Genomic DNA, 14774 nt, shown 5'->3' with positions numbered 1-14774 from the left:
AGGGATTCCATAGTGTGTCGGCCCTGGATTGCCATCGGACTACTCATCAGCCTTTTTCTGTCGGCTTTGCCGCAGGCTGCCTCGGCGGTGGGCTGGTCGATGCTCGAAGATCCCAGCGCAGCACTGACACTCGACGAAATCCGCACCCCGCAATATAGCGCGCAGTTTCACCCGGTCGACCTCAACAAGCTCTATATCAAGGGCGGCGCTGACGTTTCCTGGCTGCATTACCAACTGCCGGCCAAGTCCGACACGCGCCTGCTGAAGATTTTCTCGCCTTACTTATCGTACCTCGACTTTTACGTCTTCAGTGGCCCTGAGCTACTGTCGCATGTGCGCACGGGCAACAAACTGCCGTTGTCTACGCGACCGCTGCAGAGCATCGACTTTCTGCTGCCCGTCCCGCATTCGGACAGCGCAGTGGATATCTACCTGCGCCTTGAGTCCGAAGATGCCCTGCGCCCGGTCATCCGTCTCAAGAGTTCGGAGCAAGCCGCCACCGAGTTCTCGCAACCATTGCTGATAGGCCTGCTAATCGGCTGCATGCTGATGCTGGGGCTATACAACATCATCCGCTATGCCTATTCGCGCAGCGTCAGCTGCCTCTGGCTGGCCGGTTGCCAGCTCTGCCTGATCATCATGAGCACCAGCTTGCTGGGGATTACCACGCCTATTCTCGGACCGTTTCAGGGCATGCAAGCGGATATCGCCAGTGCCGCGATCATTGCGGCGATTGCCTGCATGCTCGGTTTCACCATCAGCTTTTTTCGCCCCGCCCACTCCGCGACCAAGGTAAGCAAACTTTTGCGCTGGGAGATGCTGGTTTTGCTGCTGCTCTGCGGCGCGCTGTTTTTTGTCGCGCAGATGCCCTACAACCAGCTGACCTATCTGCTCACGGGCGCCGCTTCGCTGAGCATTCTGGCGGTTGGCCTGTTCTTCTGGCATCAGGGCTATACCCCGGCTCGTCCGTTCAGCATTGCGTTGATGCTGTTTTGCCTGTGTCTGATTTTCGCCCTGCCTGTGCTGTATGGCGTGTGGGCGGTTCGCCCGGACTGGATGGCGTACACCTTGCTGATTGCCTGCGTGATCTGCGCGTTCATTCTCAGCATTGCCCTGAGCGCACGCGAACGACGGATAACCCAGGAGCAATTCAGCATCAGTCGGGCACTGGCAGCTAGCTCCGCCGAACTCAAGGCCAAAGGCGACTTTTTAGCCAAGATCAGCCACGAAATCCGCACGCCCATGAACGGCGTATTGGGCATGACCGAGCTGCTGCTGGGCACGCCACTTTCGACCAAACAACGCGATTACGTGCAGACCATTCACAGCTCGGGCAACGAGCTGCTGACCCTGATTAACGAAATTCTCGACATCTCCAAGCTCGAATCCGGCCAGATTGAACTTGATGACGTGCAGTTCGATATCAACGCGCTGGTCGAAGACTGCCTGACGATTTTCCGCGCACGCGCCGAGCAGCAGCAGATTGAGCTGATCAGCTTCATCCAGCCGCAAGTGCCACGCATTGTCAGCGGTGACCCGACACGTTTACGCCAGACCGTATCGAGCCTGCTCGACAACGCCTTCAAGCAGACCGAGGAAGGTGAAATCCTGCTCGTGGTGGCGCTGGATAACAACCTGCTCAAACCGCGCCTGCGCATTGCTGTACAGGACAGTGGCCGCCCGCTTGAGGAAGAAGAGCGTGAAGCACTGCTGCACGCCGAATTGCACAGCCGCGACTTCCTTACAGCCAGCCGCCTTGGTGGACGCCTCGGGCTGATTATTGCGCGCCAATTGGTACGCCTGATGGACGGCGAATTTGGTATTCAGAGCAGTAGCGGGCAAGGCTCGACCCTGTGGCTGACCCTGCCCCTCGACCCGGACCGCATCGAGCAGCCCGCCACGGACCTCGACAACACGCTGCAGGGCGTACGCCTGCTGGTGGTGGATGACAACAACACCTGCCGCAAAGTGCTCCTGCAACAATGCAGCGCCTGGGGCATGTATGTCAGTGCGGTGCCGTCGGCCAAAGAAGCGCTGGCGCTGCTGCGCACCAAATCGCACCTGCGCGAATATTTCGACGTGGTCCTGCTCGATCAGGAAATGCCGGGCATGACCGGCCTGCAACTGGCCACACGGATCAAGGAAGACCCGAGCCTGAGCAACGACATTCTGTTGATCATGCTCACGGGTATCAGCAACGCGCCGAGCAAGGTGATTGCGCGCAATGCCGGTATCAAGCGAATTCTCGCCAAGCCGGTTGCCGGTTACACCCTCAAAGCCACGCTGGCGGATGAGCTCGCCCAACGCCAGAGCGGTGTCGCCCGCGCGATACCGGCAGCGACAGCGCCTGGCCCGCAAGAGGTGCCAAGTGATTTTCGCGTGCTGGTCGCCGAAGACAACAGCATCTCCACCAAAGTCATCCGCGGCATGTTGGGCAAGCTCAACGTCCAGCCCGACACCGCCAGCAATGGTTTGGAAGCACTTGAGGCCATGCAAGCACAGCACTACGATCTGGTGCTGATGGATTGCGAAATGCCGGTGCTCGACGGTTTCAGTGCAACCCGACAACTGCGCGAATGGGAGCGTGCCGGTAATCATCCACACACTCCGGTGGTGGCCCTGACCGCGCATATTCTCAGCGAGCACAAAGAGCGGGCACTTCACTCGGGAATGGATGGTCACATGGCCAAACCGGTCGAGTTATCGCAACTGCGCGAGTTGGTCGGCTACTGGGTCAACCATCGCCAGACCACTGAGAATCACTAACCCGCAAGCCGGCTAACGCTCAACCCGCAATCATCTGTGACTGCCAGTGAGCATTGGCGCTGTCGGTGCTAGCCTTGCTATCAAACCTTTTGACGTAAACGAGTCGCGACATGGCATCTGAGTTGTTCAGTGTGTATTTGAAACTGTTGGTGCTCTACGGCCCATTCTTTGTGCTGTCCTGTTTTATCGGCATGAGCCGGGGGTACACGCTTAAAGAGCGTAAGCGGCTGGCCTGGAAAGTTGCCACCGGCGCATTCATTGCCAGCGTATTGCTGTACCTGTTCGGCAAATACATTTTCAGCGTGTTCGGCATCACCATCGACGCCTTCCGCATCGGTGCCGGCAGCGTCTTGTTCATCTCTGCGCTGGGCATGGCTCAGGGCAAAACAGCCATGCAGCCAGACAACGTGCAGCAGGATGTGGCCATTGTGCCACTGACGATTCCGCTCACCGTCGGCCCGGGCACCATTGGTGCAATGCTGCTGATGGGTGCAGGCCAGCCGCTGTGGAGTGACAAACTGGTCACCGTATTTGCCATCGCCCTCGCCTGCCTCACCGTTGGCTTGGTGCTGTATTTATCCAATCAGTTCGAGCGTTTGCTGGGTGAGCAAGGGCTGCAAATTGTCAGCCGTCTGATGGGCCTGTTCGTCTGCGCTCTGGCAGCGCAAATCATCTTTACGGGCATCAAAAACTACCTGGTGCCCTGATACAGGGCATCGCACCCGCAAAGTGCAGATAGAGCAAACTCACTGCACCAGCACAGCGCACAGGGCGTTTCGCTAACGCCCAAAATCTGACCACATTCTCAAGAAAAACAGGCACTTGCGCTAATTGGCACGGATGCTGCCAATGGTTATTGGACCCCGGCTTTTAAAGCCCCGGTATTTCAACCCGGTCTAATCCAACCGTTGCGCATGGAGCCATAATAATGAAACGCCGTCCTCTCCTGAAATCGACCCTAGCCGCCAGCGCCCTGCTGCTGACCGGTTTGTTCCCATTCAGCGCGCATGCCGCCGACACCATCAAGGTCGGTATTCTCCACTCGCTGTCCGGCACCATGGCTATCTCTGAAACCTCATTGAAAGACATGGCGCTGATGACCATCGACGAGATCAACGCCAAAGGCGGTGTTCTCGGCAAGCAATTGGAACCGGTTGTAGTTGACCCGGCTTCGAACTGGCCACTGTTCGCCGAAAAAGGCCGTCAGTTGCTCAGCCAGGACAAAGTGGCCGTAACCTTCGGCTGCTGGACGTCGGTATCGCGTAAATCGGTACTGCCGGTTTACGAAGAACTCAATGGCCTGTTGTTCTACCCGGTTCAGTATGAAGGCGAAGAGCTGTCGCCCAACGTGTTCTACACCGGCGCGGCGCCAAACCAGCAGGCCATCCCGGCGGTTGAATACCTGATGAGCGAAGACGGCGGCGCAGCCAAGCGCTTCTTCCTGCTCGGCACCGACTACGTCTATCCGCGTACCACCAACAAGATTCTGCGGGCATTCCTGCACAGCAAAGGTGTCGCCGACAAAGACATCGAAGAGGTTTACACCCCGTTTGGTCACAGCGATTACCAAACCATCGTAGCCAACATCAAGAAGTTCTCGGCAGGCGGCAAAACCGCAGTGATCTCGACCGTGAACGGCGATTCCAACGTACCGTTTTACAAAGAGTTGGCGAATCAGGGCATCGAAGCCACCGACGTTCCGGTTGTAGCCTTCTCGGTGGGCGAAGAGGAATTGCGCGGCATCGACACCAAGCCACTGGTTGGCCAGTTGGCCGCCTGGAACTACTTCGAGTCGGTTGAAAACCCGGTCAACACCGAGTTCGTCAACAAGTGGAAAGCCTACGCCAAGGCCAAGAACCTGCCTGGCGCCGACAAAGCCGTGACCAACGACCCGATGGAAGCCACTTACGTCGGTATCAACATGTGGGCGCAGGCTGTGACCAAAGCCGGCACCACCGATGTCGACAAAGTGCGTGAAGCCATGGCCGGCCAGACCTTCGCCGCGCCGTCCGGTTTCACCCTGACTATGGACAAGACCAACCATCACCTGCACAAGCCGGTCATGATCGGTGAAATTCAGGAAGACGGTCAGTTTGATGTGGTCTGGGAAACCGACAGCCCGATCCGCGCCCAGCCTTGGAGCCCTTACATCGAGGGTAACGACAAGAAGCCGGATTACGCAGTGAAGTCCAACTAAACGCATGGACTGCCAGCCGGGCAGCCACACGGCTGTCTCGCTGGCATCGCTATTGGTTGCTGAGCGTCGGACCAGATCCGGCTGCAAGCTCACCGGAAAGCTCCGACAAGAGAGTTGCCGGAGTTTTCAAAGGGAATCTCACCATCATGATCACTGCCCTCTACCGGCTTTCATTCGCCCTGCTGCTGTGCCTCGTCTGGAGCACCAGCCATGCAGGTGACGCGGCAGATTTCAGCGCCGCCAATTCTTCAAAGCAAGCGAAATTGCTCCAGGCTTGGGCTGCCGAGCCCGATCCAACTCGCTTGCCATTGCTCGATGCGCTGCAAAACGGCCGCGTCGCAGCTGACAGCAACAAAACCCCGTTTTACAAGACCGACAGCGGTTACCAGAGCGCTGAAGGTGAAACGCTTCCCGTAGGCAAACTGCGTAAATTGCGCCTGAACAATCGCCTGCGCGGCCTGATTGCCACCACCGTTGCCAGCCACCAGTTGCTTTCGAGCGATCCGGCGGTGCGTCTGCAAGGTGCCACGCTGCTGCAGAAAAGCGCCAAGCCTGCACAGTTACCGCTGCTCAATGAACGCCTGAGCAATGAAAGCGACGATGATGTTCACGAAGCGCTGGCCCTCGCGCTGGCCAGCCTGCAACTGGTCGACACTGATCCGGCGGTGCGGCTGGCGGCAGTACGCCTGCTCGGTGAAACCGGCCAGCCGCTGGCCCGTGTGCGTCTCGAACGACTGCTCGAAGAAGGCGTAGAAACTGACGCTGCCGTGCGCACCGCTGCTGAAACCAGCCTGGCGCAGGTGAAGCGCCGGCTGCTGATAGGCGAGTTACTCGGCCAGGCTTTCAGCGGCATGAGCCTCGGCTCGATTCTGCTACTTGCCGCGCTGGGCCTGGCAATTACCTTTGGCCTGCTTGGCGTGATCAACATGGCGCACGGCGAAATGCTGATGCTCGGCGCCTATTCGACGTACATGGTTCAGGTGATGTTCCAGCGCTATGCGCCCGAGGCGATTGCCCTGTATCCGCTGATCGCTCTGCCCGTCGCGTTCTGCGTAACCGCCGCTATTGGCATGGCGCTGGAGCGCACGGTGATTCGCCACCTCTATGGCCGCCCGCTGGAAACACTGCTGGCCACCTGGGGCATCAGCCTGATGCTGATTCAACTGGTGCGGGTGATCTTCGGCGCGCAAAACGTCGAAGTCGCCAACCCTTACTGGCTCTCCGGCGGCATTCAGTTGCTGCCTAATCTGGTGCTGCCGTACAACCGCATCGTCATCATCGCCTTCGCCCTGTTCGTGGTCGTGCTGACCTGGCTGCTGCTGAACAAAACGCGTCTGGGCCTCAACGTCCGCGCCGTCACCCAGAACCGCAACATGGCGGCCTGCTGCGGCGTCCCGACCGGGCGTATCGACATGCTCGCCTTTGGCCTCGGTTCAGGCATCGCAGGCTTGGGCGGCGTGGCCCTGAGCCAGATCGGCAACGTCGGCCCGGACCTTGGCCAGAGCTACATCATCGACTCGTTCCTGGTGGTCGTACTCGGTGGTGTCGGCCAGTTGGCCGGTAGCGTAATGGCGGCCTTCGGGCTGGGCATCGCCAACAAAATTCTCGAACCGCAGATTGGTGCGGTGCTCGGCAAGATCCTGATTCTGGCGCTGATCATTCTGTTCATTCAGAAACGCCCGCAAGGCTTGTTTGCACTCAAAGGACGGGTGATCGACTAATGACTATGCCTCTAAATCAAACCGTACTGGCGCGCACCAGCGCCAGACTCGGCCCGCGCGTTTCAATAGCGCTTGGCGGCCTGATTCTGCTGATACTGATCGCCATGCCATTGCTGCACATGCTGCCGGCAGACAACAGCCTGCACCTGAGCGCTTACACCCTGACGCTGGTCGGCAAGATTCTCTGCTACGCCGTGGTCGCGTTGGCGCTGGATCTGGTCTGGGGTTACGCCGGCCTGCTATCGCTCGGCCACGGCCTGTTCTTCGCACTCGGCGGCTATGCCATGGGCATGTACCTGATGCGCGAAACAGCTGGCGATGGCCTGCCCGCGTTCATGAGCTTTCTGGCCTGGAATGAGCTGCCTTGGTATTGGTACGGCACCAGCAACTTCCTTTGGGCCATGTGTCTGGTGGTATTGGCGCCCGGTTTGCTCGCGCTGGTGTTTGGCTTCTTTGCCTTCCGCTCGCGGATCAAGGGCGTGTATTTCTCGATCATGACCCAGGCGCTGACGTTCGCCGGCATGTTGCTGTTCTTTCGCAACGAAACCGGCTTTGGCGGCAACAATGGCTTCACCGATTTCAAGCGCATTCTCGGTTTCGATATCACCGCTCCAGCCACGCGTGCGGCACTGTTTCTGGCGACTGTAGCGCTACTGGTCGGCAGCTTGCTGCTGGGCTGGAAACTGGCGCGCAGCAAGTTCGGCCGGGTACTCACGGCGCTGCGTGACGCGGAAAACCGCCTGATGTTCTGCGGCTACGATCCACGCGGCTACAAGTTGTTTATCTGGGTGTTGTCCGCTGTGCTCTGCGGATTGGCCGGTGCGCTGTATGTGCCGCAGGTCGGCATCATCAACCCCAGCGAAATGTCGCCCACCAACTCGATTGAGGCTGCTGTTTGGGTCGCACTCGGCGGTCGCGGCACGCTTATCGGGCCGATTCTCGGCGCTGGAATGGTCAACGGCATGAAGAGCTGGTTCACCGTCGCATTCCCCGAATACTGGCTGTTTGCGCTGGGCGCACTGTTTATTCTGGTCACCCTGTATCTGCCCAAAGGCGTGGTGGGCCTGCTCAAGCGAGGTGAAAAATCATGAGAGCCGTTCCAATCCCGGAAGCCATGCTGGAGCCGGCCTTTGACCCGGCAGGCGCTGCGCGCGATGCAATCGGTGCTGGCCTGCGTGCCGAAAAAGGCCTGAATGTTCGCCACGGCACCATTCTCACGCTCGAAGGCATCAACGTCAGCTTTGACGGTTTCAAAGCCCTGACCGATCTCAACCTGTACATTGGCGTCGGCGAATTGCGTTGCATCATCGGCCCCAACGGTGCCGGCAAAACCACCATGATGGATGTGATTACCGGCAAGACCCGACCCGACAGCGGCATGGCCTACTTCGGTGAAACCCTCGACCTGACGCACATGAGCGAAGTGCAAATCGCCCAGTCAGGCATCGGTCGAAAGTTTCAGAAACCCACCGTATTCGAGGCGTTGAGCGTGTTCGAGAACCTCGAACTGGCGCAAAAGACCAACAAGTCGGTGTGGGCCAGCTTGCGCGCAAAGATGACCGGCGAGCAGCGCGACCGCATCGACGAAGTACTGACCACCATTCGCCTGGAAACCGCACGGCAACGCCCCGCCGGTTTGCTCTCGCACGGCCAGAAGCAGTTCCTCGAGATCGGCATGTTGCTCATGCAAGACCCGCAACTGTTGTTGCTCGACGAGCCGGTAGCGGGCATGACCGACGCTGAAACCGAGTTCACCGCGCAGTTGTTCAAGTCACTCGCACGCAAGCATTCGCTGATGGTGGTCGAGCACGACATGGGCTTTGTCGGCTCGATTGCCGACCACGTCACCGTACTCCATCAGGGCAGCGTGCTGGCCGAAGGCTCACTCAATGAAGTGCAGGCCGACGAACGTGTGATCGAAGTTTATCTCGGTCGCTGACAGCCCCGCTCTCAGCGCACCAACAAGGAATACCAATATGCTGCACGTTGAACAACTGCATCAATATTACGGCGGAAGCCATATCCTGCGCGGCCTGTCTTTCGAGGCCAGGGTCGGCGAAGTCACCTGCTTGCTGGGGCGCAATGGCGTGGGGAAAACCACGCTGTTGAAATGCCTGATGGGCCTGATTCCCGCCAAAGAAGGCGCGGTGAAATGGGAAAACCAGACCATTACCGGCTTCAAGCCGCACCAGCGCGTGCACGCCGGAATCGCCTATGTACCGCAGGGACGGGAAATATTTGGCAGGCTCACGGTTGAAGAAAACCTGTTGATGGGACTCTCGCGCTTCCCGGCCAGCCAGGCCAAAGAAGTGCCCGCGTTCATCTACGAGTTATTCCCGGTGCTGCAAGAGATGAAACACCGCCGTGGCGGTGATTTGTCCGGCGGTCAGCAGCAACAATTGGCGATTGGCCGCGCACTGGCCAGCCAACCACGGCTGTTGATTCTGGATGAGCCTACCGAAGGCATTCAGCCCTCGGTGATCAAGGAAATCGGCGTGGTGATCAAGAAACTCGCGGCACGAGGCGACATGGCGATCTTGTTGGTCGAGCAGTTCTATGACTTCGCCGCCGAACTCGCCGATCAGTATCTGGTGATGTCGCGTGGCGAGATCATCCAGCAAGGCCGCGGTGAGCAAATGGAAGCCGATGGCGTCAGGGGGCTGGTTGCAATCTGATCCAGCCGGTAATGTGCACAATGCCATCAAGCGTTGCACAACCGCATTCGGCGCTCCGCCGCGTTACCTGTGTAGCGCGGCGTTAATGCCGCAACTTGCCACCTACGCTCTGCCACAGACATAACGAACCAACGCATGAACGCACCGATTACCCCTGCCCTGTTCACACCCAGCTGGCACGCCGAGCTGGAGTTGGGCTACGCCCGAAATGGCGACACCACACGCCCGGTTATGCGCCGTCATAAAGGTCCGCTGCGGGTGCAAAGGCATCTGTACGCGGAAGGCCCCGAGGTGTGTCAGCACATCATTGTCCACCCGCCAGGCGGTATTGCCGGTGGCGACCGGCTGGACATCAGCGCCAATGTTGCAACCGGCGCCTGGGCGCAACTGACCAGCCCCGGCGCGGCCAAGTGGTATCGCGCCGCCGGCCCGGCTTTTCAGCAGCTGAATTTACGCGTTGAAGCGGGCGCGACGCTGGAATGGCTGCCGCAGGAAACCATCGTCTACTCGGCAGCGCAGGCCGAACTGAGCACCTCGATTGAGCTTGAAGGTGATGCGCGGCTGTTTTACTGGGACATCATCGCCCTCGGCCGCCCTGCCAGTGGCGAGCGTTTCGATCAGGGCCATTTCCAGTCGGCGCTGGATATTCGCCGTGATGGCGAACTAATCTGGCACGAGCGCCAACGCGTTTGCGGTAATGATGGCCTGCTCGACTCACCCATTGGTTTAGACGGTAAGCCGGTGTTTGCGACGCTGCTGGTCAGCGCCAAGATTGACCCGCAATTACTCGAACATTGCCGCGAGCAGCTGGGCGTTACCAGCGGCCAGGTGCGTGGCGATCTCAGCCAGTTGCCTGGCATGCTGGTTGCCCGTTGTCTGGCTAGTGAAGCCTTGCACGCACGCGCCTGGCTGATTGAATTGTGGCGCTTGCTGCGCCCTGCCGCGCTGGGCCGCGAAGCCGTGCCTCCGCGTATCTGGAACACCTGAATTGTTTATCCCACAGCATTTTGAAGTATCCGAGCTGGAGAAGCCGAGATGGATTTAAGTCCACGCGAAAAAGACAAATTACTGATATTCACTGCCGGGCTGGTAGCCGAACGCCGTTTGGCTCGCGGGGTGAAACTCAATTACCCGGAAGCGATGGCGTATATTTCTGCCGCGCTGCTGGAAGGTGCCCGCGACGGTCAGACCGTGGCCGATCTGATGCATTACGGCACCACCCTGCTGAGCCGTAATCAAGTGATGCCAGGCATCCCCGAAATGATCCCGGAAATTCAGGTCGAAGCCACGTTCCCGGATGGCACGAAGCTTGTCACCGTGCATCAACCCATCGTTTGAAAGGTGCCTTGATGATATTGATCAACGATGCCAGCGAGGCCGACGCCCCGCACATTCTGGCGATTTACAACGATGCAGTGCGCAACACCACGGCGATCTGGAACGAGACAGAAGTCGACCTCGACAATCGTCTGGCCTGGCTCAATGACCGCCAGCGCGCAGGCTTTCCGGTTCTGGTTGCCCATGACGCTAATGGCCGTCTGGTCGGCTATGCCACCTACGGGACCTGGCGCAGCATTGAAGGCTTCCGCCATACCGTCGAGCACTCGGTGTATGTCTGTGGCGACCAGCGCGGTCTTGGTATCGGCGCCCAGTTGATGGAAGCACTTATCGAGCGCGCGCGTGCAGACAAACTGCATGTGATGGTGGCGGCGGTCGAGAGTGAAAACCGCGCCTCGATCCGACTGCACAAGCGCCTCGGCTTTGAAGTGACCGGGGTCATGCCGCAAGTCGGGCGCAAGTTCGACCGCTGGCTGGACCTGACCTTTTTGCAATTGATTCTGGAGTGAGCGCAATGATCCCCGGTGAATACCAAATCAAGGACGGCGAGATCGAACTCAACGCCGGCCGCCGCACCCTCAGCATGACGGTTGCAAACAGCGGTGACCGGCCGATTCAAGTCGGCTCCCACTTTCACTTTTTCGAAACCAACGATGCGCTGACCTTCGACCGCCCGGCTAGCCGTGGCATGCGTCTGAATATTCCAGCCGGCACCGCCGTGCGTTTCGAGCCGGGTCAGTCACGTGAAGTCGAGCTGGTTGATCTGGCCGGCCATCGCCGCGTGTTCGGCTTTGCCGGACGGATCATGGGCGACCTGTAACGGGTGGCTGCAAACGCTTTGTGAAATCGATATTTCGACCTCGGACACGTAACGCCGGGGCAGCCTGAAACAGGATTAGCACACCATGAAAATCAGCAGACAAGCCTACGCTGACATGTTCGGCCCAACCGTTGGCGACAAGGTTCGCCTGGCCGATACCGAGCTTTGGGTCGAGGTCGAGAAGGACTTCACCACCTACGGCGAAGAGGTCAAGTTCGGCGGCGGCAAAGTCATCCGTGACGGCATGGGCCAAGGCCAGTTGTGCGCCAAAGATGTGGTCGATACGCTGATCACCAACGCGCTGATCATCGATCACTGGGGCATCGTCAAAGCCGATGTGGGCCTCAAGGACGGGCGCATTGCGGCAATCGGCAAAGGTGGCAACGCCGACATCCAGCCCGATGTCACTATCGCAGTTGGCGCAGGCACCGAAGTTATTGCCGGTGAAGGCATGATCCTCACCGCTGGCGGGATCGACTCGCATATTCACTTCATTTGCCCGCAGCAGATCGAAGAAGCACTGATGAGCGGCGTGACCACCATGATCGGTGGCGGCACCGGCCCAGCAACCGGCACCAACGCCACGACCTGCACTTCCGGCCCGTGGCACATGGCGCGCATGCTGCAAGCGGCCGACTCTTTCGCGATGAATATTGGCTTTACCGGCAAGGGCAACGCCAGTTTGCCGGAGCCGCTGATAGAGCAGGTCAAAGCCGGCGCTATCGGCCTCAAGCTGCACGAAGACTGGGGCACGACGCCTGCCGCCATCGACAACTGCCTGAGCGTGGCCGACGAGTACGACGTACAGGTGGCGATTCACACCGACACACTCAACGAGTCGGGTTTTGTTGAAACCACCCTGGGCGCATTCAAGGGCCGCACCATTCACACCTATCACACCGAAGGTGCCGGTGGCGGCCATGCGCCGGACATCATCAAGGCGTGTGGCTTTACGAACGTGCTGCCAAGCTCGACCAATCCGACCCGGCCGTTCACCAAGAACACCATTGATGAGCACCTCGACATGCTCATGGTTTGCCACCACCTCGACCCGAGCATTGCCGAAGACGTGGCTTTCGCCGAGAGCCGTATTCGCCGCGAAACCATCGCCGCCGAGGACATTTTGCATGACCTCGGCGCCTTCTCGATGATCAGCTCCGACAGTCAGGCCATGGGCCGCGTCGGCGAGGTGATTACCCGCACATGGCAAACCGCCGACAAGATGAAGCAACAGCGCGGTGCATTGCCGGGCGATGGTGAAGGCAACGATAACTTTCGCATCAAACGCTACATCGCCAAGTACACCATCAACCCGGCGATTACCCATGGCATCAGCCATGAAGTGGGCTCAATCGAGGTCGGTAAGTGGGCAGATCTGGTGCTCTGGCGTCCGGCGTTCTTCGGCGTCAAACCGACCCTGATTCTCAAGGGCGGAGCCATTGCGGCCAGCCTGATGGGAGATGCCAACGCGTCGATCCCGACACCGCAGCCGGTGCACTATCGTCCGATGTTCGCCAGCTACGGCGGCTCGCGCCACGCCACCAGCCTGACCTTTATCAGTCAGGCGGCCAAGGATGCCGGCGTGCCCGAGCAATTGGGTTTGAAGAAGCAGATTGGCGTGGTCAAAGGTTGCCGCGATGTGAAGAAGACCGATCTTATCCACAACGACTACCTGCCCAACATCGAAGTCGATGCGCAGAATTATCAGGTCAAGGCAGACGGTCAACTGCTCTGGTGTGAACCGGCAGAAGTGCTGCCAATGGCGCAGCGCTACTTCCTGTTCTGACCGCTCAGCTCGGTATCCGTTGTAAACGCAAACAGGGCCCGACATGGGCCCTGTTTGCGCTGAGCAGGCTGATCGCCGGTTGATATTCTGCGTTTGGATTCAAGCATGCGGCGAATCGGCGCCAGTCATGCGTCAGCGCAACTGGCTGTCTTTACTCGCGCGCCGGTTGTAACCGGCACCTGCGGCATTGGCTTTATCGTCTTCGGCCTGACAGGTTATGCACAAGCGCACCCCGCGAACGGCTTCTCGCCGCGCTTGCGGGATGGGCGCATCACACTGCTCGCAATGCGTCAGGCTCTGCCCTGTATGCAACTGGCTGCGGGCACGCTGAATCGCATCGTCGATGCTGCTGTCGATTTGCTCTTGTACCGCACCATCACTTGCCCAACCACCGGCCATGATCGACTCCTGAGTTGTTTACCAACACGGGATAGATATGCGCGCTCAGCGCAAAAAATTCAAGATCTGCCGGGCGCGGAGCACTCTACTCTTTAACGTCCATGAACTCTTCGGCCCATGCCACATACTCTTCGGGCATGGTGTACTTGTGCGCCAGTTGCGAGGCGCTGAGGTCACTGCCCAGTGCTTCACGCTGCTCACGCAGGCAGTCGTAAGTCGCCTTGATCGCCGCAAAGTAGGCCGCGTGGCCGTTAACCACGATACGCACACCCAGGCTGGCCAGACGCGCGTTATCGCGCAGCTTGGGGTTGCCGTAAGTGACCAGCATCAGCGGCACGGAAAGCGCCGCCGAGACCTGCTCCAGATGCTCGAAGTCTTCAATGCCGACGATGCAAATGCCGTCGGCGCCAGCGGCCTGATAAGCCTGAGTACGGCGGATCACCTCATCAATACCCAGTACGCCTGCATGCGTTCGGGCGATGATGGCGAGGTCCGGATCAACCCGCGCTTCAAGCGCAGCGCGGATCTTGCCGACGCCTTCTTCGACGCTGATCAGGTCGGTTGATTTGCGCCCGAACTGAGCTGGCAGAAGGGTGTCTTCAATGGTCAGCGCCGCGACGCCTGCGCGCTCAAGCTCAACCACCGTGCGCATTACGTTCAGGGCGTTGCCGTAGCCGTGGTCGGCGTCAGCAATCACCGGCAGGCGGCTGACACGGCCAATGCGCGTGGCCTGTTCGACAAACTCGCTGAGGGTGATCAGGGCAAAATCCGGAGCGGCCAAAACCTGCAACGAGGAGACCGAGCCACCCAGAATACCCACCTCAAAACCCAGATCGGCAGCAATGCGCGCCGACATCGGATCAAACACCGACGCCGTGTGGTAACACTCGCTGGACGCAAGCAGCTGCTGGAAAGCACTGCGCAACTGGTGATGCGAGGCGCGTTGAATAATGGGCATATGACGGCTCCAAAAAGTTAATCCGGCCAGCCGCAAAAGTCGGGCTGGCCTAGCGAATATTGGGTGTAAGACGCACGCTGCAAAGATCGGGTGACAGCCCGCCGGGGGCCGTCT

At 59.2% G+C, this 14774-nt stretch carries 14 protein-coding genes; 12 read left to right on the top strand and 2 right to left on the bottom strand.

Features of this window, described 5'->3' with window-relative positions:
* Positions 1–99: 99 nt before the first annotated feature.
* From FEZ62_RS10040 to ureC, 12 genes are all read left to right on the top strand, one after another.
* Positions 100–2766 carry a hybrid sensor histidine kinase/response regulator gene (locus tag FEZ62_RS10040; protein WP_172927594.1) on the top strand — a complete coding sequence of 889 codons (2667 nt, stop codon included), beginning with the start codon at positions 100–102 and terminating at the stop codon, positions 2764–2766.
* 110 nt (positions 2767–2876) lie between these two features.
* On the top strand, positions 2877–3473 hold the full coding sequence (locus FEZ62_RS10035; RefSeq protein ID WP_069898254.1) for a MarC family protein: 597 nt from the start codon (positions 2877–2879) through the stop codon (positions 3471–3473).
* 221 nt (positions 3474–3694) lie between these two features.
* Complete coding sequence (gene urtA / locus FEZ62_RS10030; RefSeq protein WP_172927535.1) at positions 3695–4963, top strand: urea ABC transporter substrate-binding protein; 1269 nt, start codon at positions 3695–3697, stop codon at positions 4961–4963.
* A gap of 146 nt (positions 4964–5109) precedes the next feature.
* Complete coding sequence (gene urtB / locus FEZ62_RS10025) at positions 5110–6684, top strand: urea ABC transporter permease subunit UrtB (RefSeq protein ID WP_172927534.1); 1575 nt, start codon at positions 5110–5112, stop codon at positions 6682–6684.
* Entirely contained in the window at positions 6684–7775 is a 1092-nt protein-coding gene (gene urtC / locus FEZ62_RS10020) for an urea ABC transporter permease subunit UrtC (protein WP_069898257.1), read from the top strand. The genes urtB and urtC overlap by 1 nt, the downstream gene beginning before the upstream one ends.
* Positions 7772–8623 (top strand): urea ABC transporter ATP-binding protein UrtD, encoded by an 852-nt coding sequence (gene urtD / locus FEZ62_RS10015; protein ID WP_069898258.1) that lies wholly within the window; start codon positions 7772–7774, stop codon positions 8621–8623. The genes urtC and urtD overlap by 4 nt, the downstream gene beginning before the upstream one ends.
* A 37-nt stretch (positions 8624–8660) precedes the next feature.
* Positions 8661–9359, top strand: a complete 699-nt coding sequence (gene urtE, locus FEZ62_RS10010; RefSeq protein ID WP_150547768.1) for an urea ABC transporter ATP-binding subunit UrtE — start codon at positions 8661–8663, stop codon at positions 9357–9359.
* A gap of 135 nt (positions 9360–9494) precedes the next feature.
* Positions 9495–10346, top strand: coding sequence for an urease accessory protein UreD (locus tag FEZ62_RS10005; RefSeq protein ID WP_172927533.1), 852 nt, complete (start codon positions 9495–9497; stop codon positions 10344–10346).
* Between the two features lie 48 nt (positions 10347–10394).
* Positions 10395–10697: an urease subunit gamma gene (ureA, locus tag FEZ62_RS10000; RefSeq protein ID WP_172927532.1), complete on the top strand. Its 303-nt coding sequence runs from the start codon at positions 10395–10397 to the stop codon at positions 10695–10697.
* A gap of 8 nt (positions 10698–10705) precedes the next feature.
* Positions 10706–11206 carry a GNAT family N-acetyltransferase gene (locus FEZ62_RS09995; RefSeq protein WP_069898556.1) on the top strand — a complete coding sequence of 167 codons (501 nt, stop codon included), beginning with the start codon at positions 10706–10708 and terminating at the stop codon, positions 11204–11206.
* Positions 11207–11211: 5 nt separating this feature from the next.
* The gene (locus tag FEZ62_RS09990) at positions 11212–11517 is read left to right on the top strand and encodes an urease subunit beta (RefSeq protein WP_069898262.1); all 306 of its coding nucleotides are present in this window, start codon (positions 11212–11214) and stop codon (positions 11515–11517) included.
* An 85-nt stretch (positions 11518–11602) separates the two neighbouring features.
* Positions 11603–13303, top strand: a complete 1701-nt coding sequence (gene ureC, locus FEZ62_RS09985; RefSeq protein WP_069898263.1) for an urease subunit alpha — start codon at positions 11603–11605, stop codon at positions 13301–13303.
* Positions 13304–13435: 132 nt separating this feature from the next.
* Here ureC and FEZ62_RS09980 read toward each other — a convergent pair whose 3' ends face one another.
* Together FEZ62_RS09980 and FEZ62_RS09975 are read right to left on the bottom strand one after the other, a co-directional pair.
* Positions 13436–13702: a DksA/TraR family C4-type zinc finger protein gene (locus tag FEZ62_RS09980; RefSeq protein WP_069898264.1), complete on the bottom strand. Its 267-nt coding sequence runs from the start codon at positions 13700–13702 to the stop codon at positions 13436–13438.
* A gap of 85 nt (positions 13703–13787) precedes the next feature.
* Positions 13788–14651 carry an isocitrate lyase/phosphoenolpyruvate mutase family protein gene (locus FEZ62_RS09975; protein ID WP_172927593.1) on the bottom strand — a complete coding sequence of 288 codons (864 nt, stop codon included), beginning with the start codon at positions 14649–14651 and terminating at the stop codon, positions 13788–13790.
* Positions 14652–14774 lie beyond the last annotated feature (123 nt).

It is taken from the genome of Pseudomonas sp. MS19 (assembly GCF_013277615.1).
In the GTDB taxonomy this organism is placed as follows: domain Bacteria; phylum Pseudomonadota; class Gammaproteobacteria; order Pseudomonadales; family Pseudomonadaceae; genus Aquipseudomonas; species Aquipseudomonas marincola.
The sequence above is the reverse complement of the archived record's forward strand: the minus strand, read 5'-3'. Positions and strand labels throughout refer to the sequence as shown.